At 71.9% G+C, this 26,617-nt stretch carries 25 protein-coding genes and 1 riboswitch; of the genes, 7 read left to right on the top strand and 18 right to left on the bottom strand.

Annotated elements, in window-relative coordinates; all coding sequences use genetic code 11:
- Positions 1-115: 115 nt before the first annotated feature.
- From AQJ64_RS00320 to AQJ64_RS00310, 3 genes are read right to left on the bottom strand one after another with little or no spacing between them, the layout of a single operon-like run.
- Complete coding sequence (locus tag AQJ64_RS00320) at positions 116-883, bottom strand: DUF3710 domain-containing protein (RefSeq protein WP_055633560.1); 768 nt, start codon at positions 881-883, stop codon at positions 116-118.
- A 1-nt stretch (position 884) separates the two neighbouring features.
- The gene (dut, locus tag AQJ64_RS00315; RefSeq protein WP_055633559.1) at positions 885-1,427 is read right to left on the bottom strand and encodes a dUTP diphosphatase; all 543 of its coding nucleotides are present in this window, start codon (positions 1,425-1,427) and stop codon (positions 885-887) included.
- Positions 1,424-2,008: a PaaI family thioesterase gene (locus AQJ64_RS00310; protein ID WP_055633558.1), complete on the bottom strand. Its 585-nt coding sequence runs from the start codon at positions 2,006-2,008 to the stop codon at positions 1,424-1,426. The genes dut and AQJ64_RS00310 overlap by 4 nt, the downstream gene beginning before the upstream one ends.
- 58 nt (positions 2,009-2,066) lie before the next feature.
- Here AQJ64_RS00310 and AQJ64_RS00305 point away from each other — a divergent pair, with 58 nt between their 5' ends.
- Complete coding sequence (locus AQJ64_RS00305) at positions 2,067-2,531, top strand: DUF3093 domain-containing protein (protein WP_055633557.1); 465 nt, start codon at positions 2,067-2,069, stop codon at positions 2,529-2,531.
- Positions 2,532-2,549: 18 nt separating this feature from the next.
- Here the strand turns inward: AQJ64_RS00305 and AQJ64_RS00300 are convergent, their stop codons facing one another.
- From AQJ64_RS00300 to AQJ64_RS00285, 4 genes are all read right to left on the bottom strand, one after another.
- Positions 2,550-3,497, bottom strand: coding sequence for a hypothetical protein (locus AQJ64_RS00300; RefSeq protein WP_079061383.1), 948 nt, complete (start codon positions 3,495-3,497; stop codon positions 2,550-2,552).
- 13 nt (positions 3,498-3,510) lie between these two features.
- Positions 3,511-3,807 (bottom strand): DUF4193 domain-containing protein, encoded by a 297-nt coding sequence (locus tag AQJ64_RS00295; protein WP_003993510.1) that lies wholly within the window; start codon positions 3,805-3,807, stop codon positions 3,511-3,513.
- A gap of 396 nt (positions 3,808-4,203) precedes the next feature.
- Positions 4,204-5,457 (bottom strand): sensor histidine kinase, encoded by a 1,254-nt coding sequence (locus AQJ64_RS00290; protein ID WP_055633555.1) that lies wholly within the window; start codon positions 5,455-5,457, stop codon positions 4,204-4,206.
- A gap of 5 nt (positions 5,458-5,462) precedes the next feature.
- Positions 5,463-6,116, bottom strand: a complete 654-nt coding sequence (locus AQJ64_RS00285; RefSeq protein WP_003993508.1) for a response regulator transcription factor — start codon at positions 6,114-6,116, stop codon at positions 5,463-5,465.
- Between the two features lie 416 nt (positions 6,117-6,532).
- On the opposite strand from AQJ64_RS00285, the gene AQJ64_RS49500 reads away from it, so the two are divergent.
- Positions 6,533-6,706: a hypothetical protein gene (locus AQJ64_RS49500; RefSeq protein WP_166663599.1), complete on the top strand. Its 174-nt coding sequence runs from the start codon at positions 6,533-6,535 to the stop codon at positions 6,704-6,706.
- An 86-nt stretch (positions 6,707-6,792) separates the two neighbouring features.
- Here AQJ64_RS49500 and AQJ64_RS00280 read toward each other — a convergent pair whose 3' ends face one another.
- On the bottom strand, positions 6,793-7,608 hold the full coding sequence (locus AQJ64_RS00280) for an inositol monophosphatase family protein (protein WP_055633573.1): 816 nt from the start codon (positions 7,606-7,608) through the stop codon (positions 6,793-6,795).
- A gap of 8 nt (positions 7,609-7,616) precedes the next feature.
- On the bottom strand, positions 7,617-8,744 hold the full coding sequence (locus AQJ64_RS00275) for a ferrochelatase (protein ID WP_055633554.1): 1,128 nt from the start codon (positions 8,742-8,744) through the stop codon (positions 7,617-7,619).
- A gap of 250 nt (positions 8,745-8,994) precedes the next feature.
- Between AQJ64_RS00275 and AQJ64_RS00270 the strand changes: the two genes are divergently transcribed.
- From AQJ64_RS00270 to sepH, 3 genes are all read left to right on the top strand, one after another.
- Complete coding sequence (locus AQJ64_RS00270) at positions 8,995-10,233, top strand: MFS transporter (RefSeq protein WP_055633572.1); 1,239 nt, start codon at positions 8,995-8,997, stop codon at positions 10,231-10,233.
- The gene (locus AQJ64_RS00265; RefSeq protein ID WP_055633553.1) at positions 10,193-11,512 is read left to right on the top strand and encodes a D-arabinono-1,4-lactone oxidase; all 1,320 of its coding nucleotides are present in this window, start codon (positions 10,193-10,195) and stop codon (positions 11,510-11,512) included. The genes AQJ64_RS00270 and AQJ64_RS00265 overlap by 41 nt, the downstream gene beginning before the upstream one ends.
- A gap of 440 nt (positions 11,513-11,952) precedes the next feature.
- Positions 11,953-12,990, top strand: coding sequence for a septation protein SepH (gene sepH, locus AQJ64_RS00260; RefSeq protein WP_055633552.1), 1,038 nt, complete (start codon positions 11,953-11,955; stop codon positions 12,988-12,990).
- A 137-nt stretch (positions 12,991-13,127) separates the two neighbouring features.
- Here sepH and AQJ64_RS00255 read toward each other — a convergent pair whose 3' ends face one another.
- A complete protein-coding gene (locus tag AQJ64_RS00255; RefSeq protein ID WP_055633551.1) occupies positions 13,128-13,979 on the bottom strand; it encodes a sulfurtransferase in 852 nt (283 codons plus the stop codon).
- Positions 13,980-14,200: 221 nt separating this feature from the next.
- On the opposite strand from AQJ64_RS00255, the gene AQJ64_RS00250 reads away from it, so the two are divergent.
- Complete coding sequence (locus AQJ64_RS00250) at positions 14,201-15,004, top strand: VOC family protein (RefSeq protein ID WP_055633550.1); 804 nt, start codon at positions 14,201-14,203, stop codon at positions 15,002-15,004.
- A gap of 609 nt (positions 15,005-15,613) precedes the next feature.
- On the opposite strand, the gene AQJ64_RS00240 is transcribed toward AQJ64_RS00250, so the two are convergent.
- From AQJ64_RS00240 to AQJ64_RS00225, 4 genes are all read right to left on the bottom strand, one after another.
- Positions 15,614-16,273 (bottom strand): thymidine kinase, encoded by a 660-nt coding sequence (locus tag AQJ64_RS00240; protein ID WP_055633548.1) that lies wholly within the window; start codon positions 16,271-16,273, stop codon positions 15,614-15,616.
- Between the two features lie 68 nt (positions 16,274-16,341).
- Complete coding sequence (locus AQJ64_RS00235; RefSeq protein ID WP_055633547.1) at positions 16,342-17,532, bottom strand: alkaline phosphatase family protein; 1,191 nt, start codon at positions 17,530-17,532, stop codon at positions 16,342-16,344.
- Positions 17,532-18,128 carry a DUF5998 family protein gene (locus AQJ64_RS00230; protein WP_055633546.1) on the bottom strand — a complete coding sequence of 199 codons (597 nt, stop codon included), beginning with the start codon at positions 18,126-18,128 and terminating at the stop codon, positions 17,532-17,534. Before AQJ64_RS00230 ends, AQJ64_RS00235 begins: the two co-directional genes overlap by 1 nt.
- Positions 18,129-18,203: 75 nt before the next feature.
- Positions 18,204-21,026, bottom strand: coding sequence for a bifunctional acetate--CoA ligase family protein/GNAT family N-acetyltransferase (locus AQJ64_RS00225; RefSeq protein WP_059202294.1), 2,823 nt, complete (start codon positions 21,024-21,026; stop codon positions 18,204-18,206).
- A 193-nt stretch (positions 21,027-21,219) separates the two neighbouring features.
- On the opposite strand from AQJ64_RS00225, the gene AQJ64_RS00220 reads away from it, so the two are divergent.
- Entirely contained in the window at positions 21,220-21,501 is a 282-nt protein-coding gene (locus tag AQJ64_RS00220; RefSeq protein ID WP_055638208.1) for an HPr family phosphocarrier protein, read from the top strand.
- Positions 21,502-21,717: 216 nt separating this feature from the next.
- Here AQJ64_RS00220 and AQJ64_RS00215 read toward each other — a convergent pair whose 3' ends face one another.
- The 4 genes from AQJ64_RS00215 to AQJ64_RS00200 all read right to left on the bottom strand — a co-directional run bounded on the left by AQJ64_RS00215 (position 21,718) and on the right by AQJ64_RS00200 (position 26,480).
- The gene (locus AQJ64_RS00215; RefSeq protein ID WP_055638209.1) at positions 21,718-22,413 is read right to left on the bottom strand and encodes a GntR family transcriptional regulator; all 696 of its coding nucleotides are present in this window, start codon (positions 22,411-22,413) and stop codon (positions 21,718-21,720) included.
- A gap of 199 nt (positions 22,414-22,612) precedes the next feature.
- A complete protein-coding gene (locus AQJ64_RS00210; RefSeq protein ID WP_055638210.1) occupies positions 22,613-23,356 on the bottom strand; it encodes a M23 family metallopeptidase in 744 nt (247 codons plus the stop codon).
- Between the two features lie 11 nt (positions 23,357-23,367).
- Positions 23,368-23,529: riboswitch (cyclic di-AMP (ydaO/yuaA leader) on the bottom strand.
- Positions 23,530-23,745: 216 nt separating this feature from the next.
- The gene (locus tag AQJ64_RS00205) at positions 23,746-25,134 is read right to left on the bottom strand and encodes a M16 family metallopeptidase (RefSeq protein WP_055638211.1); all 1,389 of its coding nucleotides are present in this window, start codon (positions 25,132-25,134) and stop codon (positions 23,746-23,748) included.
- Entirely contained in the window at positions 25,131-26,480 is a 1,350-nt protein-coding gene (locus AQJ64_RS00200; protein WP_055638212.1) for a M16 family metallopeptidase, read from the bottom strand. Before AQJ64_RS00200 ends, AQJ64_RS00205 begins: the two co-directional genes overlap by 4 nt.
- Between the last annotated feature and the right edge of the window lie 137 nt (positions 26,481-26,617).

Here is a 26,617-nt window from a genome sequence, read left to right as displayed (position 1 = left end):
CAAGGGGTCCCGCATGCCACCCCGCACGCGCACTCGCCCGACCGGCGCAAAAAAGCCGCACCCCGAAGGGTGCGGCTCTTCTCGACTTCTCGGCCTTCCCGGCCGAGCACTCGGCTCAGCGGACCTCGGTGATCTCCGGTCCGCGCTGGAGCTGGCCCATGCCTCCGGAGAAGCGGGAACCCTCGTCCTGCTGCTGGATGCCCTCGGGGACCATCTGCGCGTCGTTCGGCAGCTTGAGGACGATGGGGTCGCGCGGCGCCATCGGGCCGTCGCCGCGCACCACGACCGTGTCCCGGAAGATCTGCTCGAGCAGCCCGGCGGCCTGCGGCTGCACCGCGCCCTGGCCGGAGATCACTCCGCGCAGGAACCAGCGGGGGCCGTCCACGCCCACGAACCGGACGACGTGGAAGCCGCCGGTGCCGTCCGGCAGCTGCACCGGGACCTGGGCCCGCAGCTCCCAGCCCAGCGGACCCTCGACCTCGTCGATGATCCCGCCCTGCTGGGTGATGCCCGAACCGATCTCCTCGCGCACCTCGCCCCAGATGCCCTCGCGCTTGGGCGCGGCGAAGGCCTGGAGCTGGACCGCGCTGTCGCGCAGGACGACGGTGGCGGCGACGATCGCGTCACCCGCGACCTCGACACGCAGTTCCATGCCGTCGACGCCCGGCACGAACAGACCGCCCAGGTCCACCCGGCCCTCGGCCGGGTCGCGGACCTCGGAGCTGTCCCAGGGTCCGTCGGGCCGCGGCTCGGGCTCGAGCCGGACGCGCTCACGCTCGCCCGTTACCTCTTCGTCCGCCTCAGTGTCGACACTGTCGACGACCTGCTCGGCCTCGCCGGCCGCGTCCTCGGCGGCACCCTTCTTCTTGCGACGTCCGAACACGTCACTGTCCTTCCCGGTCGGATACGACCGAAGCGTATCGATACCCACCCACACTGCCGCCCAGAGCGGCCTGACCGCTTGCATCGCCCACCGCGGCATGCCCGCCGGTGGACCCGAAGCCCCCCGCGGCCCGTGCCGATTCGGGAAGCTCCGCGACCTCCTGGAAGCGGACCCTCTCGACCTGCTGGACGACCAGTTGGGCAATCCGGTCGAAGCGCTCGAACCGCACGGACTCGCGCGGGTCGAGATTCACCACGATCACCTTGATCTCCCCACGGTACCCGGCATCAACCGTCCCCGGGGCATTCACGAGTCCGACTCCGCACCGGGCCGCGAGCCCCGACCGGGGATGCACGAAGGCCGCGTACCCCTCGGGCAGCGCGACGGACACCCCCGTGGGCAGTACGGCCCGCTCACCGGGCCCCAGTTCACAGGCCTCGGTGGTCCGCAGATCCGCCCCCGCGTCCCCGGGGTGCTCGTACGCCGGAAGCGGTACGTCGGGGTGGACGCGCCGGATCAGGACGTTCAGGGGGGCACGGCTCACGGGTTCACCTCGAAGGCGCGGGCGCGCCGGACCTGGTCGGGGTCGCTCATGGCCGCCTGGATCTCCTCCTCGCGGCCGTGGTGGACGAAGTGCGCCACCTCGACCTCGACGAAGAGCGCGTCGGCACGCACCGCGACGGGGCCCTCGGGGCCGCCGATGCGTCCGCTGGCCGTCGAGTAGATCTTCCGCCGGGCCACCGCCGTCACCTCGGCCTCCAGGTACAGCGTGGTCCCGACGGGCACCGGCCGGACGAAGTCGGTCTCCAGCCGGCCGGTCACGGCGATGGTGCGCAGCAGCCAGTTCAGTGAGCCGAGCGTCTCGTCGAGGGCGGTGGCCAGCACCCCGCCGTGCGCGAGCCCCGGAGCCCCCTGGTGGGCGGGCTGCACCGTGAACTCGGCGGTGACGGTGACCCCCTCGCCGGCCCGCGCCTGGAGGTGCAGCCCGTGCGCCTGGCCGTCGCCGCACCCGAAACACTGTTCGTAGTGGGCACCGAGCAGCTCGCCGGGCACGGGAGCATCGGGGTGCCGAACGGGTTTCACTGCGTCGGCGGGAGGCTGAAGAGCTGCGGAAGTACCACTCACAGCCGCAGACCTTACCCGCGCGTCGGCCAATACCGGGCACCGTGCCAAGCTTGACTCCATGCAGCTCTCCGCCACCCCTTACGAAGAACGTCTCACCGCCCCCCGCACCTGGTGGCTGATCTCGTTCCTCGTGGGCGTCTCCTTCGCCCTGATCCTGCTGCCCTTCGGCACGCTGCCGCTGCTGGGCGGCCTGGTCGGCGGCACCGCGGTCGCCGCGGTCGCCGCCAGCTCGTACGGATCCGTGCGCATCCGGGTGGTCGGCGACGCGCTGATCGCCGGCGAGGCGAAGATCCCGGTCGCGGCCCTCGGCGAGGCGGAGGTCCTGGACCCGGAGGAGGCACGCGCCTGGCGCACGTACAAGGCGGACGTGCGCGCGTTCCTGCTGCTGCGCGCCTATATCCCCACCGCGCTGAAGGTCCAGGTCACCGATCCGGACGACCCGACGCCGTACCTGTATCTGTCGACGCGGGAGCCGGAGCGGCTGGCGCAGGCGCTGCGGACGGCGCGGGAGGCCGCGGTGTAGGACGCCCGACGCCCCGGCTCAGTACCCGAGCTCCCTGGGATGTCCGGGGAGTTCCGTCATGTCCAGCGGGTGTTCGGGTTTCTCCAGCGGCGGCAGGTCCGCCAGGGCCTCCCAGGGCACCTGGGCCTTGCGCAGATCGGCGCGGATCCTCGCGGCCAGCTTCTTGGTGTCGCGCCGGTTCATGGCGGCGCCCACCACGGCGCCCACCAGGAACGGCACCAGCATCGGCAGGTCGCGGACGAGCCGTTTCATGATCTGCTGACGCAGCTCGCGTTTCATCTGGCCGCCGAGCGCGGAGTTGACCGAGGACGGTTTGAGCGGGTCGATGCCGCGCTCGCCCGACCAGGCACGCAGACAGGCCGTGGAGCGGTCCTTGAGGTTGCCGGGCGGCCTGAGGCCGTACACCTCGTGCAGTTCGGCGATGAGCTTCAGCTCGATCGCCGCCACCCCGGTGATCTCCGCGGCCAGTTCGGTCGGCATCGCGGGCGGCACGGGCAGCATGGCCGCCGCGCCGACGCCCGCGCCGACCGTGGACGTGGCGTTCGCGGCGCCCGCCACGAGCTTGTCGGCGAGCTCTTCCGGCCCGAGGCCGGGGAACTGTCTGCGGAGCGTCCTGAGGTCCCGTACGGGGATCCTCGGGGCGATCTCGATGATCCGGTCCGCGAGGTAGCCCAGACCGGCCCTGGCACGGTCCCCGCCCTTGCGGACGCCTTCCCGGGCCAGGTCCCTGGCCTTGTCGCGGATCACCGCGGCCCGTCGCCAGGCGACGGGCCCGGATCCTCGCCCAGGCACCGGGAGGTCAGCCCCGTCGCCTGTTGTACCGAGCGAGGCCGATCCCGCAGGGACCACTCCCTTGCCGGATGAGCCTCGCTCGTCGTCACGCACGCCGTGAGGGCCGTCGGCCGGCCCTTGGTCCGCTCCCGGCTTGCGGAAGCGGCGCTTCCGAGAGGGGGTCGAGCCAGTCACGGCCGACCCCGCCTCAGTCGCAGTCGCGGCAGATCGGCTGACCGTTCTTCTCCCGGGCCAGCTGGCTGCGGTGGTGCACCAGGAAGCAGCTCATGCAGGTGAACTCGTCCTGCTGCTTCGGAAGGACCCGGACGGCCAGTTCCTCGTTGGACAGGTCCGCTCCAGGGAGCTCCAGTCCTTCCGCGGCCTCGAACTCGTCGACGTCCACGGCGGAGGCGGACTTGTCGTTCCGCCGGGCCTTCAGCTCTTCAAGGCTGTCGGAGTCGACATCGTCGTCGGTCTTGCGCGGGGTGTCGTAATCGGTTGCCATTTCGCCTCTCCCCCTCTGGGTGAATGCGGTGTCTCCAGCGCACGTAACGCGTGAGAGGCCGGACTTGTGCCCGCCTCGAGGCGGAGATTTTGCCTCACATCAAGGTCTGTTACTCAATCGACACCCAACCGGACTCCTCATGAGTGATCGGCTTGGATGGCGATCGGGACCGTACACGGTCCTGATGCCGCACTTCAAAGGCGTCTCACCGTGTACTTCCCGTGATCGGGACCCCCGAAAACCCGGATTTTCCGGGCTTTCCGGCAGGCGTCATGATCACGGAGAGTAGATGGCCGGAAATTCGCCCTTGTGATCGATCACACACGGGACCGCCAGGGCCGAGTCCTGAGAATTCCGCGCAAAGCGAACATCCCCGCGTGTGTCGGCGACATGATCTCAGACGGGCAGGGTGACCCGCATCACGAGCCCTCCTCCCTCTCGTGGCTGGGCCGCGATGTGCCCGCCGTGCGCCCGGGCCACGGACCGCACGATGGACAGCCCGAGCCCCACGCCCTTGTCGCTGCCCGTGCGCTCCGTGCGCAGCCGCCGGAACGGCTCAAACAGATTGTCGATCTCGTACGCCGGCACGACCGGCCCGGTGTTGGACACGACCAGGACCGCGTGCCCGTGCTGGACCTCGGTGGTCACCTCGACCCAGCCGTCCTCCGGGACGTTGTAGCGCACGGCGTTCTGCACCAGGTTCAGGGCGATGCGCTCCAGCAGGACGCCGTTGCCCTGGACGACCGCGGGTTTCTGCTCGCCGCGGATCACGACCCCCTTCGCCTCCGCCTCCGCGTGCACCTGGTCGACGGCCTGCTCGGCGACCTCGGCGAGGTCCACCGGCTTGCGCTCGACGATCTGGTTGTCGCTGCGGGCGAGCAGCAGCAGGCCCTCCACCAGCTGCTCGCTGCGCTCGTTGGTGGCCAGCAGGGTCTTGCCGAGCTGTTGCAGCTCCACGGGCGCGTTCGGGTCGGAGAGGTGCACCTCGAGCAGTGTGCGGTTGATCGCCAGCGGCGTGCGCAGTTCGTGCGAGGCGTTGCCGACGAAGCGCTGCTGGGCGGTGAAGGCCCGCTGGAGGCGCTCCAGCATGTCGTCGAAGGTGTCCGCGAGCTCCTTGAACTCGTCGTCCGGGCCGTCCAGCTCGATCCGGCGGGAGAGGTCCGAGCCGGCCACGGCGCGCGCGGTGCGGGTGATCCGCCCGAGCGGCGACAGGACCCGCCCGGCCATGGCGTAGCCGAAGGCGAAGGCGATCACGGCGAGGCCCAGCAGGGCGAGCAGCGAGCGGCTGAGGAGGTTGTCCAGGGCGGCCTGGCGCGAGTGGTCGATGCAGTCGCTGATCGCCGAGTTGAACTGGGTGAGCGTCAGACCGGTGGCGTTGTTGACCGCGGGGCAGTCGGCGCTGGCGACCTTGATCTCGTTGCTGGCGCTCACGATCTTGAACGGCGGCTGGTTGCCCGTGCTGATGGCCTGCGCGGCCAGCAGGTAGATGATCGACAGCAGCAGGATGCCGGCGATCAGGAACATGCCGCCGTACAGCAGGGTGAGGCGTATCCGGATGGTGGGGCGCAGCCAGGGGAAGGGGGCCTGCGGCCTCCTGGGGTCCCAGGTGGGCTTCGGGGGCGCCTGGGGAGGCGCCGGTGCGGCGGCCACGGCCGTCAGATCCGGTAGCCGGAGCCGGGGACGGTGACGATCACCGGGGGTTCGCCGAGCTTGCGGCGCAGGGTCATGACGGTCACGCGGACGACGTTGGTGAACGGGTCGGTGTTCTCGTCCCACGCCTTCTCCAGGAGCTGTTCCGCGGAGACGACGGCGCCCTCGCTGCGCATCAGGACCTCCAGGACGGCGAACTCCTTGGGCGCGAGCTGGACCTCCTTGCCGTCGCGGAAGACCTCGCGGCGGTTCGGGTCGAGCTTGATGCCGGCGCGCTCCAGGACGGGCGGCAGCGGCACGCTGGTGCGCCGGCCGAGGGCACGCACGCGTGCGATGAGCTCGCTGAAGGCGAAGGGCTTGGGGAGGTAGTCGTCCGCGCCGATCTCCAGGCCCTCGACGCGGTCGCTGACGTCGCCGGAGGCCGTGAGCATCAGCACGCGCGTGGGCATGCCGAGCTCGACGATCTTGCGGCAGACGTCGTCGCCGTGCACGAGCGGGAGGTCGCGGTCGAGGACGACCACGTCGTAGTCGTTGACGCCGATGCGCTCCAGGGCGGCCGCACCGTCGTACACGACGTCGACGGCCATGGCCTCCCGGCGCAGTCCGGTGGCCACCGCATCGGCGAGCAGCTGCTCGTCCTCGACGACGAGTACGCGCACGTCGCTTGTCCTTCCTGTGTCCACCCGCGTAGCGCTCCGTGAGCGCGCGTGGGCAGGGGTCCTGGTGGGTGTGTGCTTCCATCCTGCCCTTTTCGGCCATAAGTCGGCGGTAAGACGGTGAGGGCGCGATGAAGGACAGGTATGAACCCCGGGAATGCGAAATTTTCTCGTGGGGTTGAGGTTTCCGTGGAAGGGAGCGGGGGGAGGACGGCTTTACACCCCGCGATCACGCTCTGCATGTGCCACAACACCATGTGGTACTCCGCGATCCGCTTGCCGCAGAGCGGGCGTGGGTGTCCGGCACCGTCGCCGCCCGGCAGGGCAGCGCTGGGCACCTACTGGAGACGTGATCGCCCCTTCCCGAACCGGCACACCCCCGTGCCATCGACCCACGACCCAGGACGAGGGGGCGCAGCATGGACGCATTCACCGCAGGACTTCTGCAGCGCATAAGGGCGACCGAGTCCGATCTGACCAGGGCTCTCGACGAGGGCGACGACTTCCTCGTCGAGGTGGAGCAGGCAGAGCTCGACGACCTGCGCCGCCTCGCCGCCGAACATGGTGTGGAGGTCGGCGCGACAAGCGTCTGAGCGGTTGGTACGCGTCGTTCGTACGCGTGACGGAGGGGCCCCGGCGAATCCAGCGCCGGGGCCCCTTCGCGTGCGCACTCCGGGCCTCAGTCGTGCCAGGCGCCGAAGTCCTCCAGGAGTCGCTGGAGGGGCTCGAAGACGGCCGGGGCGGCGGCGATCGCCAGATCACGTGAGGGGCGCTCTCCGGGGCGTCCTCCGGTCAGCGCGCCCGCCTCCCGGGCGATCAGGTCGCCCGCCGCGAGGTCCCACGGGTGCAGACCGCGCTCGTAGTAGCCGTCGAGGCGGCCGGCGGCCACGTCGGCCAGGTCCACGGCGGCCGACCCGCTGCGCCGGATGTCCCGCAGCAGCGGGACGATCCGCCGGGCCACCTCGGCCTGGTGGGTGCGGACCTCGGTGACGTAGTTGAAGCCGGTGGAGACCAGGGCCTGGTCGAGCGGGGCCGGGGCACGGCAGGACAGCTCCCGCTCGCCCTCCCAGGCGCCGGTCGCGCGGGCGCCCCGACCGCGTACGGCGTGGTACGACTCCCCGCGCATCGGGATCTCCACGACCCCGACGACGGTCTCGCCGTCCTGCTCGGCCGCGATGGAGACGGCCCAGGTGGGCAGGCCGTAGAGGTAGTTGACCGTGCCGTCGAGGGGGTCGATCACCCAGCGGATGCCGGTGCTGCCCGGGCTGGCGGCGCCCTCCTCGCCGAGGAAGCCGTCGTCGGGGCGGTGCTCGGAGATCAGGCCGGTGATCAGCTTCTCGGCGGCGATGTCCATCTCGGTGACCACGTCGATCGGGCTCGACTTGGTGGCGGCCACCGCGAGGTCGGCCGGGCGGCCGTCCCGCAGCAGCTCGCCGGCCCGGCGGGCGGCCTCCCGGGCGAGGGCGAGCAGCTCCGGATGCAGGGGGTCGGTCACGGGGTTCCTCACGCGTAGGGGCTGTCGGCGCCGGCGGCGGCCGGCCGGGGCGCGCGGGCCGGGCAGCACCCGACGGGGCACAGGTCGTGGCTCGCCCCGAGCGCGCCCAGGGCGCACGGGGTGACCGGCCGGCCGGTCTCGGCGGCGGCGCGCTCCAGGACCAGCTCGCGGACGGCCGCGGCGAACCTCGGGTCGGCGCCGACGGTGGCCGAGCGGCGCACCGGCAGGCCCAGTTCCGCGGCCTTGGCCGTGGCCTCGGTGTCGAGGTCGTAGAGGACCTCCATGTGGTCGGAGACGAAGCCGATGGGGGCCATCACGACCGCGGGGACGCCGGCCGCGTGGCGTTCCTCGAGGTGGTCGCAGATGTCGGGCTCCAGCCACGGGATGTGCGGGGCGCCGGAGCGGGACTGGTAGACGAGCTGCCAGGGATGGTCGACGCCGGTGCGGTCGCGGACGGCGTCGGCGACCAGGCGGGCCACGTCCAGGTGCTGCTTCACGTACGCGCCGCCGTCGCCGTGGTCCTCCACGGGGCCGGAGGTGTCGGCCGAGGCGTCGGGGATCGAGTGGGTGGAGAACGCGATGTGGGCGCCGTCGCGGAGGTTCTCGGGGAGGTCGGCGAGGGACCGCACGACACCGTCGATCATGGGCTCCAGGAAGCCCGGGTGGTTGAAGTAGTGCCGCAGTTTGTCGATCTCGGGCAGCGGCAGGCCCTCGGCCTGGAGGGCGGCCAGCGAGTCGGCGAGGTTCTCGCGGTACTGGCGGCAGCCCGAGTAGGAGGCGTAGGCGCTGGTGGCGAGGACGAGGATGCGGCGGCGGCCGTCCGCGACCATCTCGCGCAGGGTGTCGGTGAGGTAGGGGGCCCAGTTGCGGTTGCCCCAGTAGACCGGCAGGTCCAGGCCGTGGTCGGCGAAGTCCTTGCGCAGGGCGTCCAGGAGGGCGCGGTTCTGGTCGTTGATGGGGCTGACCCCGCCGAACAGGAAGTAGTGCTGCCCGACCTCCTTGAGGCGTTCCTTCGGGATGCCGCGCCCGCGGGTCACGTTCTCCAGGAACGGGACCACGTCGTCCGGGCCTTCCGGGCCGCCGAAGGAGAGCAGGAGCAGGGCGTCGTAGGGGGTGGCATCGAGCGCGTCTGGCATGGGTCCGATCCTGCCACCCGCCTGCGACAGCCGGGAAACGGCGGTGACGTAACGGGGTCGTACCGGGGGCCGTACCGGGGGCGCTCGCGCGGGGCGTGCGCGCCGGTGCATTAGGGTTGCCTAACTCGTAAGCTGTATGGGCTGCCTTCACGCCTTACCGAGCGTTACCGGGCACGCACCGACGAGCCGCTTCTCATTTCTCGCCGCGCGGAGCCGCCACGCGCGCGTGACCGGACCGACCGGAGACACCGTGCCCAGCCCCTACCGCGCCCTGTTCGCCGCCCCCGGCTCCAAGGGCTTCTCCGCCGCGGGGTTCCTCGGCCGGATGCCGCTGTCGATGATGGGCATCGGCGTGGTCACGATGATCTCCCAGCTCACCGGACGCTACGGCCTCGCGGGCGCGCTGTCGGCGACCGTCGCGCTGGCGGCCGCGGTGGCCGGGCCCCGGATATCCCGCCTGGTGGACCAGTACGGCCAGCGCCGGGTGCTGCGCCCCGCGACGCTGTTCGCGCTGACCGCGGCTGCCGGGCTGCTGCTGGCCGCACGCCTGCGGTGGCCGGACTGGGTGCTGTTCGTGTGCGCCGCGGGCATCGGCGCGGTGCCGAGTCTCGGCGCGATGGTCAGGGCCCGCTGGGCGGCCCTGTACCGGGGCACCCCGCAGCTGCACACGGCGTACTCCTTCGAGTCCGTGGTGGACGAGGTGTGCTTCATCTTCGGGCCGATCATCTCGATCGGTCTGTCCACGGTCTGGTTCCCGGAGGCGGGCCCGCTGCTGGCGGCCTGCTTCCTCGCGGTCGGGGTCTTCTGGCTGACGGCGCAGCGGGCCACGGAGCCCGTGCCGCACCCGCGCGAGCAGCGCGGCGGCGGCAGCGCCCTGCGCTCGCCCGGTCTTCAGGTCCTGGTGACGACGTTCGTGGCGACCGGCACGATCTTCGGGGCGGTGGACGTGGTGACGGTCGCCTTCGCGGACGAGCGGGGCCACAAGGGCGCCGCGAGCGTGGTGCTGGCGCTCTACGCGGCCGGTTCCTGTGTCGCCGGGCTCGTCTTCGGCCTGCTGCGGCTCAAGGGGGCGCCGGAAAAGCGCTGGCTGCTGGGCGTGTTCATGATGGCCGTGAGTATGATCCCCCTCCTACTGGTCGGAAACTTGCCGTTTCTGGCCGTGGCGCTGTTCGCTGCGGGACTGGCCATCGCTCCGACGATGATCACCACCATGTCCCTCATCGAAGAGCACGTACCACGCGCACAATTGACCGAGGGAATGACCTGGATCAGCACCGGGCTCGCGGTCGGGGTGGCGCTCGGCTCCTCCATCGCCGGCTGGGTCATCGACGCGGCCGGGGCACAGGCCGGGTACGGGGTTCCGGCGGTGTCCGGGGCCGTCGCGGTCGCGGTCGGTTTCCTCGGGTACCGCCGGCTCGGCAGGCCGGCTCCGGGTCGGGGAGGCACCCTTGAGCACCACAACGAGCGGGAAGAACGGCACGTGGCGTAACTGGGGCGGCAATGTGACCGCCCGTCCCGCGCGGGAGGTCATGCCCGCCTCCGTCGACGAGCTGGCCGCGGCGGTGCGCCGGGCGGCCGAGGACGGTCTGAAGGTGAAGGCGGTCGGTACCGGCCATTCCTTCACGTCGATCGCCGCCACGGACGGTGTGTTGATCCGCCCTCAACTGTTGACCGGCATCCGCAAGATCGATCGTGACACCATGACCGTCACGGTCGAGGCCGGTACCCCGCTCAAGAGACTCAACATGGCGCTGGCGCGCGAGGGCCTCTCGCTCACCAACATGGGCGACATCATGGAGCAGACGGTCTCCGGGGCCACCAGCACCGGCACCCACGGCACCGGCCGCGACTCCGGCTCGATCGCCGCGCAGATCAAGGGCCTGGAACTGGTGACGGCGGACGGCTCGGTGCTCAGCTGTTCGGAGAAGGAGAACCCGGAGGTCTTCGCGGCCGCCCGGATCGGCCTCGGCGCGCTCGGCGTCGTCACCGCGATCACCTTCGCCGTGGAGCCGGTCTTCCTCCTCACCGCGCGCGAGGAGCCGATGACGTTCGACAAGGTCCTCGCCGACTTCGACGAGCTGTGGGCCGAGAACGAGCACTTCGAGTTCTACTGGTTCCCGCACACCGGGAACACCAACACCAAGCGCAACAACCGCAGCGCGGGCCCGCGCAAGCCGGTGAGCCAGATCTCGGGCTGGATCGAGGACGAGTTCCTCTCCAACGGCGTGTTCCAGGTGGCGCAGTGGGTCGGCCGGGCGGTGCCGGCGACGATCCCGACGATCGCCCAGGTCTCCAGCAAGGCCCTGTCCGCGCGCACCTACACCGACGTTCCCTACAAGGTCTTCACGTCTCCGCGCCGGGTGCGCTTCGTGGAGATGGAGTACGCCGTCCCGCGCGCGGCCGTCACCGAGGTGCTGCGCGAGCTGAAGGCGATGGTCGACCGCTCCGACCTCAGGGTCAGTTTCCCCGTCGAGGTGCGCACCGCGCCGGCCGACGACATCACGCTGTCCACCGCCTCCGGTCGCGACAGCGCGTACATCGCCGTCCACATGGTCAAGGGGACGGCGTACCAGGGGTACTTCACGGCCGCCGAGCGGATCTTCACCGGGCACGAGGGCCGGCCGCACTGGGGCAAGGTGCACACGCGCGACGCGGAGTACTTCGCACGGGTCTATCCGCGTTTCGGTGAGTTCACCACGCTGCGCGACCGACTGGACCCCCACCGCCTGTTCCAGAACGACTACCTCCGGAGGGTTCTCGGGGCGTAGCCGGGTCCCGACGCCGTGGCGGAAACGCATGATGCGAACCCGATGGTTCCGATTCGGGGGAATGCGTGAAGTGCGCCACTTTCAAGATCACAGAAAGCGCGTAACGGACGGCCAAGTCGCACCTCTTGCCAGAAGTTGAGCGGCGCGCCAATCCACGCACGTGGCCCAAATGGAGTACTGTTGCGAGCCTTGGGCCTGGGCTCCCCACAGGGTGCCCGGGCCTTGCTGGACCGCCGGGAGGGGACTAGTTGCACAGGGTGACGACTTCGGTCACTTAGCGTGGCGAATAGGTAACCGTGCCATAACGGCGATCCAGGGCCCGTGCCCGACACGCCGGGCAACTCGGCAAGGTTGTGGCAGGCTGCACCCGGGCAGGCCACACTCGACTAGCGGAAGCAGCGACGCACGTGACGTCGGCAGGCACCACCCGGGAGGTCCCCATGCCCGAACTGCGTGTCGTGGCCGTCTCGAATGACGGCACACGGCTGGTGCTGAAGGCTGCGGACAGCACGGAGTACACGCTTCCGATCGACGAGCGGCTGCGCGCCGCCGTGCGCGGCGACCGTCCCCGCCTCGGCCAGATCGAGATCGAGGTGGAGAGCCATCTCCGCCCCCGAGACATCCAGGCGCGTATACGAGCCGGTGCGACCGCGGAAGAGGTCGCGCAGATGGCGGGCATCCCCGTCGACCGCGTCCGCCGCTTCGAGGGTCCCGTGCTGGCCGAGCGCGCCTTCATGGCCGAGCGGGCCCGCAAGACACCCGTCCGCAGGCCCGGTGAGAACGCCGCGGGGCCCCAGCTCGGCGAGGCCGTCCAGGAGCGGCTGCTGCTGCGCGGCGCCGAGAAGGACACCGTCCAGTGGGACTCCTGGCGCCGCGACGACGGCACCTGGGAGGTCCTGCTCGTCTACTGCGTCGCGGGCGAACCGCACTCGGCGAGCTGGACCTACGACCCGCCCCGGCGGCTGGTCCAGGCCGTCGACGACGAGGCGCGCTCGCTGATCGGCGAGTCCGACGACCTCGCCGCCCCGGAGCCCAGCTTTCCGTTCGTCCCACGCATCGCGCGGCTGCCGCGCGACCGTTCGATGGACCGTGCGCTGGAGCGCCCGAGCCTGCCGGCCCAGCCGTCCGAACCGGCCGAGGAGAGCATCGGCGAGCGGGAGCGGGACTCGCTGACCAGCTTGCTGGAGGCGGTCCCGAGCTTCCGGGGCGACATGGTCGTCCCGGAGCGCCCCGCCGAGCCCGCGGAGGAGCCCGAGGAGCAGGAGCCGGAGGCCGAGGAGCCCCCGGCGCCCGCCGCCTCCGCCGGCTCCGCCTACGCGGACGTCCTGATGCCGCGCTCGGTGGGCAGCCACCGCGACCGGCTGATCGGCGCCACCGACCGGCAGGCCGAGGCGGACGGGGTCCGTCCGGGCCGCCGGGCCGCCGTGCCGAGCTGGGACGAGATCGTGTTCGGGACGCGCCGCAAGAAACAGGAGTGACGGGACCGGGACGCCGTACGGCAACTCGGTCCCGGCACCCGCCGGTTCAGATAAATCGGTTCGCACGACGATGCATACGTACGGAAGGGCCGCACCTGCTCGGTGCGGCCCTTCCGAATGCCCGGATGCGAGGCAGGTCACTGCGGGTCGGGGCCCACCGCGACCGGCCGGGACGGGTCGGAGGACCACTCCGACCAGGACCCCACGTACAGCGCCGCCGGGATGCCCGCCACAGCCAGCGCCAGCACCTCATGGGCGCCGGAGACACCCGAGCCGCAGTACACACCCACCTCGGTGCCGTCGGACGCGCCCAGCGCCTTGAAGCGGTCGTGCAGCTCCTCGGCGGGCAGGAACCGGCCGTCGGGGGCCACGTTGTCGGTGGTGGGCGCCGACACCGCGCCCGGGATGTGCCCGCCGACCCGGTCGATCGGCTCGACCTCGCCCCGGTACCGCTCCCCCGCGCGCGCGTCGAACAGCACCCCGGAGCGTGCCCGTTCGGCGGCGCCGTCCGCGTCGAGCAGGCCCGCGGCGCCCGCCACCGGCGCGAAGTCGCCCTCCACGCGCGCGGGGACGTCGGTCGAGAGCTCCCCCCGCCACTGCGGCAGCCCACCGTCGAGGACCCGTACGTCCGGGTGACCCGTCCAGCGCAGCAGCCACCACGCGCGAGCGGCGGCCCAGCCCTGCCCACCGTCGTACACGACGACCGGCCGGACGGCCGACACACCCGCCCGGCGCATCGCCGCGCCGAACTCCGCCAGGTCGGGCAGCGGATGGCGGCCGGCCGCGCCGTCCGCGCCCGCGAGCTCGCGGTCGAGGTCGACGTAGACCGCGCCGGGCACATGTCCGGCCGCGTAGGCGGCCCGGCCGTCGAAGGGCGGCTCGCCCGCCGCCTTCGCCACGGTGAGCTGCCAGCGGACGTCGAGGACGACGGGCGGGTTCTCCCCCGCCAGGTCGCCGGCGAGTTCGGTTGCGGTGATGATGGCGTTCATGGTCCCCATCCTCGCGCACGGGGGTGGCCCCCACGCTCAGCTCCGGCTACTCTGCTCGGCCGGACAGGTTCGATCACGCGGCGTACGGGATCGAGCACATGCCGTACAGGTGAGCGACATACGGTGACAACCGCGTGTAAACCGCTGAGAACCCCCCCATCAGGCATCCTCCGAGGGCGGAAGCGACACGGCCACCGCGAGGGGCCGGGGAGAGAGGGACGATGACCGAGGCACGTGGGTCGGCCGGCCCGAGCGGCGCAGCGCAGGCCCGGTACGCGCCCGGTACACCCTGTTGGGTGAGTCTGATGGTGCATGGGTTGACGGCCACGCAGGAGTTCTACGGCGCGCTCTTCGGCTGGGAATTCCAACCCGGTCCGCAGCAGCTCGGCCCCTACGTACGGGCCCTCCTCGACGGCCGTGAGGTCGCCGGGATCGGCCAACTGCCCCCGGACCGCCATCTCCCGGTCGCCTGGACGCCGTACCTCGCCTCCGACGACGTGGACGTGAGTGCCGAGACGGTGCGGCTGTGCGGCGGCACCATCGGGGTCGGCCCCCTGGACGCCGCCGAGGCCGGGCGGCTCGCGATCGGTTCCGATCCCTCCGGCGCCGTCTTCGGCATCTGGCAGGCGGCGGCCCATCGCGGCACGAACATCACCGGGGTGCCCGGCACCCCCGCCTGGAACGAGCTGGTGACCTTCGAGACCGCGAGTGTCGCCAAGTTCTACGAGACGGTGTTCGGCTACACACAGGAGGCGGAGGTGTCCGCCGACTTCGACTACGTGACCCTGCACATCGGCGGGCACCCGGTCGCCGGCATCCACGGGGTGGGCAGTGCCCTGGCCCGGGACCGGGGACCGCACTGGGTGACGTACTTCGAGGTGGCCGACGCGGACGCGGCACTCGCGCTCGTCACCGACCTGGGCGGGCACGTCCTCGGGCCGGCCCAGGACAGCACGTACGGGCGCGTGGCCACCGTGACCGATCCCGAGGGTGCCCGCTTCGCGCTGATCGAGGGGCCGCGCTGAGGCTCGGTCAGACGCGCCACCGACTCACGGTCAGTCGCCCCCTTGCGCCTTGGCAGGTGCCGAGCACGCTGTCCGCTCGTCCACCACGCCGCGTAGGACGTCAGGCCACTGACAGCGGTTCCGCAGGGCATCGGCAGCCACACACTGATCCTCGCGCAGCTGCTCGGCCGCTTTGGTGTCGAAGCCGTCGTACGAGTCACTCGCCGCGACCACGGGCTGCGCGGTGTCCTGGCCGGGGTGGACGGCCAGGACACCGAGGACGGCGAGGGCGGTGACCGACGTGATGACAGAGCTGAATGTTGGGGAACGTGGTGATCTGGGGTTGAACAACCCCGGGCTGAATCACACAAGGGCATCCTTCGTTGCGAGCGGGGGGCAGACAGAGATGACCCGAAGAAGCGGTGGGATACGCGGGTGGTCAGCCCGCCGTCCCAGCACAGGAACAGGGGCAGCAGACCGCAGCGTCCACCTAGGCGTTCACAACGAGCCGACATCGCGGCATGACTACGCATCCTCCCCGTGGCGGATCTATCCTCCGACCGCCGAGCCAACGGGACCGCGAGGGCGCCGTCTCGGCTCACAGCCCACAGCATGTGGAGCGCACCCTGGTCAGCCGAGCTCGCAGCCGGAGGCCACCGGCAGGACATCCGGCGAGAGCGCCCCGGCACGGGCGGAGGCGCTGGTCATACGGCGACGGTGGTGCCGGCGGCACAGGACCTCGTAGCCGACGGTGTCCGCCTGGTTGACGTCCCCGACGACGACCTGCGCGCCCTCGACGACCATGACGCCGCCGACCGTACGGGCGTTGTGGGTGGCGCGGGCGCCGCACCAGCACAGCGCCTCGACCTGGAGGACCTCGACGCGGTCGGCGAGTTCGACGAGCCGCTGGGAGCCGGGGAACAGCTTGGAGCGGAAGTCGGTGGTGATGCCGAAGGCGTAGACGTCCATCCCGAGGTCGTCGACCACGCGCGCGAGCTGGTCGATCTGCTCCTCGGCGAGGAACTGCGCCTCGTCCGCGATCACATAGTCCGCGCGGCCGCCCTGGGAGAGGTGGTCGACGAGGTACGCGTACAGGTCCTGGCCGTCCTCGACCTCGACCGCGTCGGTGACCAGGCCGAGGCGGGAGGAGAGCTTGCCCTGGCCCGCTCGGTCGTCGCGGGTGAAGATCATGCCCTGTAGTCCGCGCGCGGAGCGGTTGTGCTCGATCTGCAGAGCCAGCGTCGACTTCCCGCAGTCCATGGTTCCGGAGAAGAACACCAGCTCGGGCATGGTGAGTGGGGCACCTTTCGGTGGAGAGGCCGGCGGAGAGGTCGTTGGACAGGGAGGATGTGCGCGCGTCAGGAGCGTACTTCGAGCAGGGGGACGAGCTGCTCGGCAGGGGTCATCGAGCCGTGGTTGCCGACCATGGCCGACTCCTTGGGCTCCCGCTCGGACGCGATGATCAGGACGTCGTCCCGGGCGGCCGCGATCACATCGCCGAGACGGTCGTACACGCGTTCGTCGATATGCGGGCCGAACCAGCCCGCGGCGATCGCCTCGTCCCGCGAGGCCACCCAGAACTGTTCGCCGAGCACCTCGCGCCAGCAGGTCAGCACGTCGTCGGCGGCGCCGGGGACGGCGTAGACGTGGCGGGCACGGCCCTCGCCGCCGAGGAGGGCGACTCCGGCGCGCAGCTCCCAGTCCTCGTCGAAGTCGATGCGGTGCTGCTCGTCGAAGGGGATGTCGACCATGCCGTGATCGGCGGTGACGTAGAGCGCGCTGCGCGGGGGCAGTTGCTCGGCAAGGCGCTGGACCAGCCGGTCGACGTACATGAGCTGGCCGCGCCAGGTGTCGGAGGCGACGCCGTAGCGGTGGCCCGCGCCGTCCAGTTCGGCGTAGTACGTGTAGACCAGGGAGCGGTCGCCGGCGGCGAGCTGTGCCGCGGCGAGGTCCATGCGCTCCTCGCCGGTGAGCCGCCCGTGGAACGTGCCGCCGCTGAGCGCGACCTTGGTCAGCGGGGTGTTCTGGAAGGCGGGCGAGGAGACCTGCGCGGCGTGCACGCCCGCCCGGTCGGCGAGCTGGAAGACGGTGGGGTACGGCTGCCAGGTGTGCGGCGAGGTCCAGGGGTGCCAGCGCAGCTGGTTCATCAGCTCGCCGGTGGCCGGGTCGCGCACGGTGTAGCCGGGCAGACCGTGGGCGCCCGGCGGGAGGCCGGTGCCGACGGAGGCGAGGGAGGTCGCGGTGGTCGCCGGGTAGCCGGCGGTGAGCGGACGTCCGGTGCCGCCGCGCGAGCCGGCCAGCAGCGCGTGCAGATACGGCGCCTCGTCCGGGTGGTCCTTGATCTGCTCCCAGCCGAGGCCGTCGACCAGGAAGACGCAGTTGCGGTCGGCCGGGGTGAGCTCCTCGATCGCCGCGCTCACGCCGGGTACGCCCATGCCGGCGGCCAGTGTGGGCAGCAGGTCGGCGAGGGAGCCGGTGCCGTACTCGGGGACGGGGGCCGAGGAGACGGCGAGGGGTTCGGGGTGATCCCAGGAGGCGGGGGCGGCCATCAGCGGGAGGTGTCCGCGGTGGCCTCGGAGAGCGCCTGGGCGAAGACGAGCGCCTGGCGCACCGTCTCCGGGCCGTCGCCCGCCTCGCTGACGCGCAGGCTGAGGTCGTCCGCCGTCGAGTTGCCCGTGTAGCCGTGGTCGGCGTCGCAGTTGGGGTCGCCGCAGGCGGCCGGTTCCAGGTCGATGCGGGAGACGGCGCCCCAGCCGATGGTCAGCACGACCTCGCGGGGCAGGGTGCCAGGGGTGTACGACTCCGGGTTCGCGACCACGCGGCTGAGGACGACCGAGGAGATCCGGCCGAGCTTCACCGACTCCGTGGACGTCGTGGCGTACGGCGTCGGGGAGGTGGTGTCGGCGGCCTGCTCGTCGGTGTGGCTGACGATGAAGCGGTTGCCGGTGAGGACCAGCACGGTCACATGCCGGCGCACCTCGTTCTGGTCGAACGTGGTCTCCTGGTGGACCAAATACGACCGGATCGGCTCGCCGCCCACGGCGGCCTCCACCGCCTCGGCCACGAGGGCCGGGTAGTAGCCGCTGCGCTCGATCGCCGCGCGCAGCCCCTGGGTCGTCGTACTGGTCTTGGCCATGCCGTCCATCCTACGGGGACCCACTGACTGCGAGGCACAGCTCGTCGGGGCTCGGTCCCGGGCCGCGCGGGGACGCGGGGACCGTCAGTACGCCGGCAGGGTCCGCGGGCCGAGATCGTCGCGGGCCGGGGGCGGGGCGAGGCGGACCGAGGCGCCCAGGACGCTGACGCCGTGCCGGGCGACGACGACCGGTTCCAGGGTGACCGCGACGACCTCGGGGTGGTCGTCGACCAGGCGGGAGACGCGCAGCAGCAGCTCCTCCAGGGCGGGGGTGTCGACCGGGGCGGCGCCGCGCCAGCCGAAGAGCAGGGGGGCCGTGCGGATCGAACGGATCAGGGAGGTCGCGTCGCGGTCGGTCACCGGCACCAGGCGGTGCGCCATGTCGCCGAGCAGCTGGGAGGCCGCCCCGGCGAGCCCGAAGGAGAGCACGGCCCCGGCCGCCGGGTCGATGACCGCGCGGACGACGGTGTCGACCCCGCGCGGGGCCATCGCCTGGACGACCGGACGGATCTCCTCCGGCCTGCCGAACAGCTCGGTCAACTCGGCGTACGCCCGCCGCAGTTGTTCCTCGTCGGCGAGGTCGAGGCGGACGCCTCCCAGGTCGGCGCGGTGGCGCAGGTGCGGGGCGGTGGCCTTGAGGGCGACGGGGTAGCCGAGGGTGCCGGCGGCGCGGGTCGCCTCGTCGGGGGTGGGCACGGGGGTGGCCCGGCGGGGGTGGACGCCGTAGTGGCCGAGCAGCTCGCAGGTCTCCTCGGTGCCGAGGGTGAGGCCCTGCCCGCGCGAGAGGAGCCCGTCGATCAGCCGGGCGGCGCCCTTCTCGTCGATGTCGTCGTACTCGGGCACCTTGCCGGGGTCGGCGGCCTCGCGCCGCCACTGCCCGTACTTCACCGCTTCGGCGAGGGCGCGTACGGCGCGTTCGGCGGCGGGGTAGGCGGGGATGAGGCGGGCGCCCTCGGGGGCCTCCACCGCGGCGGCTCCCTCGGGGGCGGCGCCGGGCCGGGACGGTGTCGCGCCACGCGCGCGTGCGCCGGCTCCGGCGCGCGGTGCGGTGCTGGTCGCGGCGGACAGCGCGGCGGCGAGGCCACCGAGTTCCACATGGACGACGAGGACCGGCTTGGCGGGGGCCGCGGCGGCCGCCGAGCGCAGGGCTTCCGCGAGGGCCGCGTCGCTGGGCGAGGTCTCGCCGATCGCCGGGATCGCCGTCACCACGGCCGCGTCGCAGGTCTCGTCGGCCAGCGCCCGGGCGAGCGCCGCGTGGAAGTCCTCCGCCGACGCCTCCGTCGTCAGGTCCAGCGGGGGCAGCGGGCGCAGTCCCTCGGAGAGGCAGGCGTCGTAGGTCAGCAGTCCCAGCGACTCGGAGTTGCCGAGGATGGCGACCCGGGGTCCGGTCGGCAGGGGCTGGCGGGCGAGCAGCAGGCCCGCGTCGACCAGCTCGGTGATGGTGTCGACGCGGATCACGCCCGCCTGGCGCAGCAGTGCCGACACGGTGGCGTGCGGCAGCCGGGTCGCGCGGACGGCGTGGCCCTGCGGGGCGGAGCCGGAGCCCTGGACGACCACCAGGGGCTTGGCCGCCGCGGTGCGCCGCGCGAGGCGGGTGAACTTGCGGGGGTTGCCGATGGATTCCAGGTACATGAGGGCGACGTCGGTTTCCGGGTCGTCGTACCAGTACTGCAGGACGTCGTTGCCGGAGACGTCCGCGCGGTTGCCGGAGGAGACGAAGGTGGACACTCCGGTGGTGCCGGTGACGCCGCCGCCGCGCCGGTGCAGCCGGGACAGCAGGGCGATACCGATGGCTCCGGACTGGGCGAAGAGTCCGATGCGGCCGGGGCGCGGCATCTCGGGCGCGAGCGAGGCGTTGAGCCGTACCTGCGGCGAGGTGTTGATGACGCCGAAGGCGTTGGGGCCGATGATCCGCATGCCGTACGCGCGTGCGTGCCGGACGAGGGCGCGCTGGCGTTCGCGGCCGTCGGGGCCGGACTCGGCGTATCCGGCGGAGAGGACGACGAGGCCCTGGACGCCGTGTTCCCCGCACTCGGTGACGACCTCGGGCACCTGCTCGGCGGGGACGGCGACGATCACGAGGTCGACGGGGCCGGTGATGTCGCGCACGGAGCGGTGGGCGGGGATGCCGTCGACGTCCTTGAGGTCCTCGGGGAAGGCCCGGTTCACGGCGTACAGCGGGCCGGTGAAACCGGCCTCGCGGAGGTTGCCGAGGACGCTGCGGCCGACGCCGCCGGGGGTGCGCCCGGTGCCGACGACGGCGACCGAGCCGGGTGCCAGCAGCCGTCGTACGGAGTGGGACTCGGCGCGCTGTTCCCGCGCGCGCTGCACGGCCAGGGAGCGTTCGGTGGGTTCGAGGTCGAACTCCAGGCGGACGACACCGTCCTCGAAGCTGCGCTGCTGGGTGTAGCCGGCGTCCGTGAACACCTTGATCATCTTGTTGTTGGCGGGCAGCACCTCGGCGGCGAAGCGGCGGATGTCCCGCTCGCGCGCGACGGCCGCGATGTGTTCGAGGAGGGCGGAGGCGACGCCGCGCCCCTGGTGGGCGTCCTGGACGAGGAAGGCGACCTCGGCCTCGTCGGCGGGCGCGGAGGCGGCCATGCCGTCGGCACCAATGCGGTCATAGCGTACGGTTGCGATGAACTCGCCGCCGACCGTGGCCGCGAGTCCCACCCTGTCCACAAAGTCGTGGTGCGTGAAGCGGTGGACGTCCTTCGCGGACAGTCGCGGGTAGGGCGCGAAGAAGCGGTAGTACTTCGACTCGTCCGAGACCTGCTCGTAGAAGCTGACCAGGCGCTCGGCGTCATCAACGGTGATGGGGCGGATGCGCGCGGTGCCGCCGTCGCGCAGCACCACGTCGGCCTCCCAGTGGGCGGGGTACTCGTGCCGGTCCGAGGCGCTCTGCATGGGGCCCAGAGTACGGCTCGCGTACGACGACGGCGCGAGGCAGTCTGTGGGGGACGGGAGCCGGATCGAGGCCGCGATCCGGCGACCGCGCGAGGAACGGGACGTAGGACCCGTTCCTCACCGGCTTCACGTGTGGAACACTGGTCTAGACAACACTGGTCTAGACAACCTGAAACCCGAAGGGCAGCAACACATGGCTGAGCGCCGCGTCAACGTCGGCTGGGCCGAGGGCCTCCACGCCCGCCCCGCTTCCATCTTCGTCCGAGCCGCCACGGCCGCAGGCGTCCCGGTGACGATCTCCAAGGCCGACGGCAACCCCGTCAACGCGGCCTCCATGCTGGCCGTCCTCGGCCTCGGCGCGAAGGGGGGCGAGGAGATCGTCCTCGCCTCCGACGCCGAGGGCGCGGACGTCGCCCTGGACCGGCTGGCCAAGCTGGTCGCCGAGGGTCTCGAGGAGCTCCCCGAGACCGTCTGAGTCACGCACGGGGCCGCGTCACCTTCGAGGGTGGCGCGGCCCCGCCGTTTTCCACATCTGTCTCCGCGGCCGCTCCGCGAGATTACCGGCGGCATAACCGGAAACCCGGATCCGGGCACACCGAATGCGCACCTTCGAGAATTCTCGGGCGCGCACGGAAAGGGCAGCGGAAATACCGCTCCGCCGAATATCCCTTCTTTGTATACGGCTCCCGTGTTAATGCCGCAGGCCCGTCATGTTTACGGGAGGTTGCGAAGTCCTCACACGGTCGGCGCGGTCCGCGCCGCCGGCGAACCGCAGCCGGTGGACGACCGTCGCGCGCTCCGTGTGCAGCGCCGTGACCGTCCGCGCGCGCTCCTGGTCGCCGCGCGCCACCGCGTCCACGATCGCGCCGTGCTCGGCCCAGGACTCCACGGGGTCGGCGGGCGCCTCCACCGCGTACATCCAGGCGATCTTGTGGCGGAGCTGGGTGAGCATCGACGTCAGGGCGTGGCTTCCGGAGGCCTGGGCGAGCGTCTCGTGGAACCAGCCGCCCAGTGAGCGCAGATCCTCGCTGTTGCCCCTGCGGGCCCGCTCCTGGCCCAGCCGGACGAGGCCGCGCAGCACCTTCAGATGCGCCTCGGTGCGCCGCTGGGCGGCCCGGGCGGCACCCAGCGGCTCCAGGAGCATGCGCATCTCCAGCAGGTCGGCCGCCTCCTGCTCGGTCGGCTCCGCGACGCACGCGCCCGCGTGCCGCCGGGTGACGACGAAACCCTCGGCCTCCAGGGTGCGCAGCGCCTCCCGGACGGGGACGCGGGAGACGCCGTAGCGGCGGGCGAGGAGTTCCTCCGTGAGGCGGCTGCCGCGCTCGTAGACACCCGCGACGATGTCGTCCCGGATGGCCGTGCACACCGAGTGCGCCGGAATACGCATGACCGCCTCCGTCTTAATCCCCGTGAAACGTCGCCGAGCTCCGCCGATTGACGTGTGTTCCGTGACTCTATTGCAATGAGCCGGAATTTCCGACGGCGGACCGGAATCCAGGGATATTTTTTGGACAGCGGGGTGCCGAAAACGGCGAAAGCCCCGGCCGCTGGGGCCGGGGCTCGAAACGCGGTGTCGCCGGGTGGCGTCAGACGTTGACGCCGTGCTGGCGGAGGTAGGCGACCGGGTCGATGTCGGAGCCGTACTCCGCCGTCGTACGGGCCTCGAAGTGCAGATGCGGGCCGGTGACGTTGCCGGTCGCGCCGGACAGGCCGATCTGCTGCCCAGGGGTGACCTGCTGGCCCACCGAGACCCCGATGGAGGACAGGTGACCGTACTGGGTGTACGTGCCGTCGTTCATCTTGATGACGACCTGGTTGCCGTACGACCCGCCCCAGCCCGCCTCGACGACGGTGCCGAGGCCGACCGCGTGCACGGGGGTGCCGCTGGCGGCGTGGAAGTCGATGCCGGTGTGGCTGCCGGAGGACCACAGCGAGCTGCTCGCGTGGTAGCCGGTGGAGACGTAGGAGCCGGTGATCGGCAGCACGAAGGCGTTCAGACGCTTGCGCTCGGCCTCACGGGCGGCACGCACGCGTGCCTCGCGCTCCTCCGCGGCCTTCTTGGCGGCGGCCTCGCGCGCGGCCTCCTCGAAGGCGGCCTTCTTCTGCACGGCGACCTGGTCGTCGACCTGTTCGGCGACGGCCTCGCCGGCGGTGACGACCGGGATCAGCCCGGTCTGCTCGGGGGTCGGCTCCGCGGCGAGTGCCGGGGTGGAGGCGACGGTGGCCATGACACCGGTGGTGGTCAGCGCCGCGAAACCCGCCGCGCGGACGGTGGTGCGCTGCATCCGGCTGGGCCGGCGATGCTTCCCGGTGGCGCAGGTGTACGCCAAGACGAGCGGTCCTTTCCTTCCTTCTCGCCTACCGGGTTAGCTGACGGGTTCGGAGCAGGAAGGTCTCCTACGGACCCCCTCGCTCACGCGCGGGCGCCCGATTCACCCCAGGGACTTCATGGGTCCCCGGCTCCCCTGGCTCGCGCCGTACGGGGACTCGGCGATGACTGTCCGGTGCCGCGGATGCGGCGCGGTGCCTGACGAACAGCCGGGCCGACGGTATGCGGGACCGTTATCAATCCTCAAACGGATCACGGTTTTTGTAGCGCACGCCACAGTACAGACACACAACCTCCGCATGAATTCGGACATCTTGCGGCCCCGGCACGACACCCCGGGAGGACACCTCCGTCGTCCCGGGGCCGCAGCACGTCCGTGTCTCCCGGCGTCTACTCGGCGGGAACGACGGTGACTTCGCCGATCCCGAGCGCCTCGACGGGCTCCTTGATCTGCGCGGCGTCACCGACGAGGACGGTCACCAGACGGTCCACCGGGAAGGCGCTCACGGCCGCCGCGGTGGCCTCGACCGTGCCGGTCGCGGCGAGCTGCTGGTAGAGCGTGGCCTGGTAGTCGTCGGGCAGGAACTGCTCGACCTGGTCGGCCAGCGTGCCCGCGACGGCCGCCGCGGTCTCGTACTTCAACGGCGCCACACCCACCAGGTTCTGCACGGCGACATCGCGCTCGGCGTCCGTGAGGCCCTCGGCCGCGAGGGTGCGCAGCACCTTCCACAGGTCGTCCAGGGCGGGACCGGTGTTCGGCGTGTCGACGGAACCGCTGATGGCCAGCAGCGCGGCGCCCGAGCCGTCCGGGGCGGAGCGCAGGACCTGCCCGAAGGCGCGCACTCCGTACGTGTAGCCCTTCTCCTCGCGCAGCACGCGGTCCAGCCGGGAGGTCAGGGTGCCGCCGAGGCAGTACGTGCCGAGGACCTGGGCGGCCCACACGCGCGCGTGCCGGTCGGCGCCGATCCGGCCGATGAGCAACTGCGTCTGGACGGCACCGGGGCGGTCCACGATGACGACGCGGCCGGTGTCGTCGGCGGTCACCGGCGGGACGGGCCGCCGGGGGGCCGGGGAGCCCGTCCAGGCGCCCAGGGTCTCGCCCAGGAGCGCGGCCAGGTCGACACCCGTGAGGTCGCCGACGACGACCGCGGTGGACGTGGCCGGCCGGACGTGCCGCTCGTAGAAGGCCCGTACGGCGGCGGAGTCGATCTTCTCGACCGTCTCCGCGGTGCCCTGGCGGGGCCGCGACATGCGCACGGCGGCCGGGAACAGCTCCTTGGAGAGCTCCTTGGCGGCTCGGCGGGAGGGGTTGGCCAGCTCGTGCGGGATCTCGTCCAGCCGGTTGTGGACGAGACGCTCGACCTCACTGTCGGCGAAGGCGGGCGCCCGCAGGGCGTCGGCGAGCAGGCCGAGCGCCTTGGGCAGCCGGGAGGCGGGCACCTCCAGGCTGATCCGGACCCCGGAATGGTCGGCGTGCGCGTCGAGGGTGGCGCCGCAGCGCTCCAGCTCGGCGGCGAACTCCTCGGCGGAGTGCCGGTCGGTGCCCTCGGTGAACGCGCGCGCCATGATCGTGGCGACGCCGTCCAGGCCCGACGGTTCGGCGTCCAGGGGCGCGTCGAGGAGGACCTCCACGGCGACGACCTGCTGGCCGGGACGGTGGCAGTGCAGGACGGTCAGGCCGTTGTCCAGCGTGCCGCGTTCGGGCGCCGGGAACGCCCACGGCCTGGCCTCGCCCGCCCGGGGCTGGGGGTGGAAGTCCATCGTGGCGAGCTCGGTCACTGGGCCGCCTCCTCGTTCTCGTCCTGGTCGGCGGGGGCTTCGGGGGCGGTCGGCTCGTAGACGAGGACCGCGCGGTTGTCGGGGCGCAGGCGGGCCTGGGCGACCTCCCGCACCTCCTCGGGCGTGATGTCCAGGACGCGCTGGACCGCGGTGAGCGCGAGCTGCGGATCGCCGAACAGGACGGCGAACCGGCACAGTTCGTCCGCGCGGCCGGCGACGGTGCCGAGCCGGTCGAGCCACTCGCGCTCCAACTGGGCCTGGGCGCGCTCCATCTCCTCGGCCGTGGGGCCCTCCTCGGCGAACCGGGCGAGCTCCTCGTCGATGGCGGTCTCGATGACGGGCACCTCGACGTCCCCGGACGTCTTCACGTCCAGCCAGCCCAGGGAGGGCGCCCCGGCGAGCCGCAGCAGCCCGAAGCCGGCCGCGACGGCCGTACGGTCGCGGCGCACCAGCCGGTTGTACAGGCGGGAGGACTCGCCGCCGCCCAGGACGGTGAGCGCCAGGTCGACCGCGTCGCACGCGCGCGTGCCGTCCTGCGGCAGACGGTAGGCGGCCATCAGCGCGCGGGCCGGGACCTCCTCCTCGACGACCTCGCGCAGCTGCTCGCCGATGACGTCGGGCAGGGTGCCGTCGCGCGGCTCGGGCTTGCCGTCGTGCGAGGCGATGGAGCCGAAGTACTTCTCGATCCAGGCGAGCGTCTGCTCGGGGTCGATGTCGCCGACGACGGACAGCACGGCGTTGTTGGGCGCGTAGTACGTGCGGAAGAACGCGCGCGCGTCCTCCAGCGTCGCCGCGTCCAGGTCGGCCATCGAGCCGATCGGCGTGTGGTGGTAGGGGTGACCGTCCGGGTAGGCGAGGGCGGTCAGCTTCTCGAAGGCGGTGCCGTACGGCACGTTGTCGTAGCGCTGGCGGCGTTCGTTCTTGACGACGTCGCGCTGGTTCTCCATGGACTCGTCGTCCAGGGCGGCGAGGAGGGAGCCCATGCGGTCGGCCTCCAGCCAGAGGGCGAGCTCCAGCTGGTGGGTGGGCATGGTCTCGAAGTAGTTGGTGCGCTCGAAGCTGGTGGTGCCGTTGAGCGAGCCGCCGGCGCCCTGGACCAGCTCGAAGTGGCCGTTGCCCTTGACCTGGGCGGAGCCCTGGAACATGAGGTGCTCGAAAAGGTGAGCCAGGCCGGTGCGGCCCTTGACTTCGTGGCGGGAGCCGACGTCGTACCACAGGCACACCGCCGCGACGGGGGTCAGGTGGTCCTCGGAGAGCACCACGCGAAGGCCGTTGGCCAGGCGGTGCTCGGTCGCTGTCAGGCCCCCGGTGCCTGCCTGGTCTGTGGCCGTGTGACCCATGGGCATGTACGTCCCTTCCGATCGCGGACGCGGTCGTGCGAACCGCGTGTTTCCTGCCGGTCCTGTCACTGTATGCAAGCGCGCGGTGGGTCGGCGAAGTTCCCGGGGGCCGTACGCCGAGAGCGAGAATCCGGGACGCCGAG

Origin of the sequence: Streptomyces griseoruber (assembly GCF_001514205.1) — a bacterium.
GTDB lineage: Bacteria > Actinomycetota > Actinomycetes > Streptomycetales > Streptomycetaceae > Streptomyces > Streptomyces griseoruber.
Note: the sequence above shows the minus strand (reverse complement) of the source record. Positions and strands in the feature narration are given on the sequence as shown.

What these genes read in the sequence shown, in the direction of transcription:
- AQJ64_RS00305 (WP_055633557.1), top strand. Translation starts at nt 2,067, where the DNA reads ATGCAGCTCTCCGCCACCCCTTACGAAGAACGTCTCACCGCCCCCCGC.
- AQJ64_RS00295 (WP_003993510.1), bottom strand. Translation starts at nt 3,807, where the DNA reads ATGGCAACCGATTACGACACCCCGCGCAAGACCGACGACGATGTCGAC.
- AQJ64_RS49500 (WP_166663599.1), top strand. Translation starts at nt 6,533, where the DNA reads ATGGACGCATTCACCGCAGGACTTCTGCAGCGCATAAGGGCGACCGAG.
- AQJ64_RS00275 (WP_055633554.1), bottom strand. Translation starts at nt 8,744, where the DNA reads ATGCCAGACGCGCTCGATGCCACCCCCTACGACGCCCTGCTCCTGCTC.
- sepH (WP_055633552.1), top strand. Translation starts at nt 11,953, where the DNA reads ATGCCCGAACTGCGTGTCGTGGCCGTCTCGAATGACGGCACACGGCTG.
- AQJ64_RS00255 (WP_055633551.1), bottom strand. Translation starts at nt 13,979, where the DNA reads ATGAACGCCATCATCACCGCAACCGAACTCGCCGGCGACCTGGCGGGG.
- AQJ64_RS00250 (WP_055633550.1), top strand. Translation starts at nt 14,201, where the DNA reads ATGACCGAGGCACGTGGGTCGGCCGGCCCGAGCGGCGCAGCGCAGGCC.
- AQJ64_RS00240 (WP_055633548.1), bottom strand. Translation starts at nt 16,273, where the DNA reads ATGCCCGAGCTGGTGTTCTTCTCCGGAACCATGGACTGCGGGAAGTCG.
- AQJ64_RS00235 (WP_055633547.1), bottom strand. Translation starts at nt 17,532, where the DNA reads ATGGCCGCCCCCGCCTCCTGGGATCACCCCGAACCCCTCGCCGTCTCC.
- AQJ64_RS00230 (WP_055633546.1), bottom strand. Translation starts at nt 18,128, where the DNA reads ATGGACGGCATGGCCAAGACCAGTACGACGACCCAGGGGCTGCGCGCG.
- AQJ64_RS00225 (WP_059202294.1), bottom strand. Translation starts at nt 21,026, where the DNA reads ATGCAGAGCGCCTCGGACCGGCACGAGTACCCCGCCCACTGGGAGGCC.
- AQJ64_RS00220 (WP_055638208.1), top strand. Translation starts at nt 21,220, where the DNA reads ATGGCTGAGCGCCGCGTCAACGTCGGCTGGGCCGAGGGCCTCCACGCC.
- AQJ64_RS00215 (WP_055638209.1), bottom strand. Translation starts at nt 22,413, where the DNA reads ATGCGTATTCCGGCGCACTCGGTGTGCACGGCCATCCGGGACGACATC.
- AQJ64_RS00200 (WP_055638212.1), bottom strand. Translation starts at nt 26,480, where the DNA reads ATGCCCATGGGTCACACGGCCACAGACCAGGCAGGCACCGGGGGCCTG.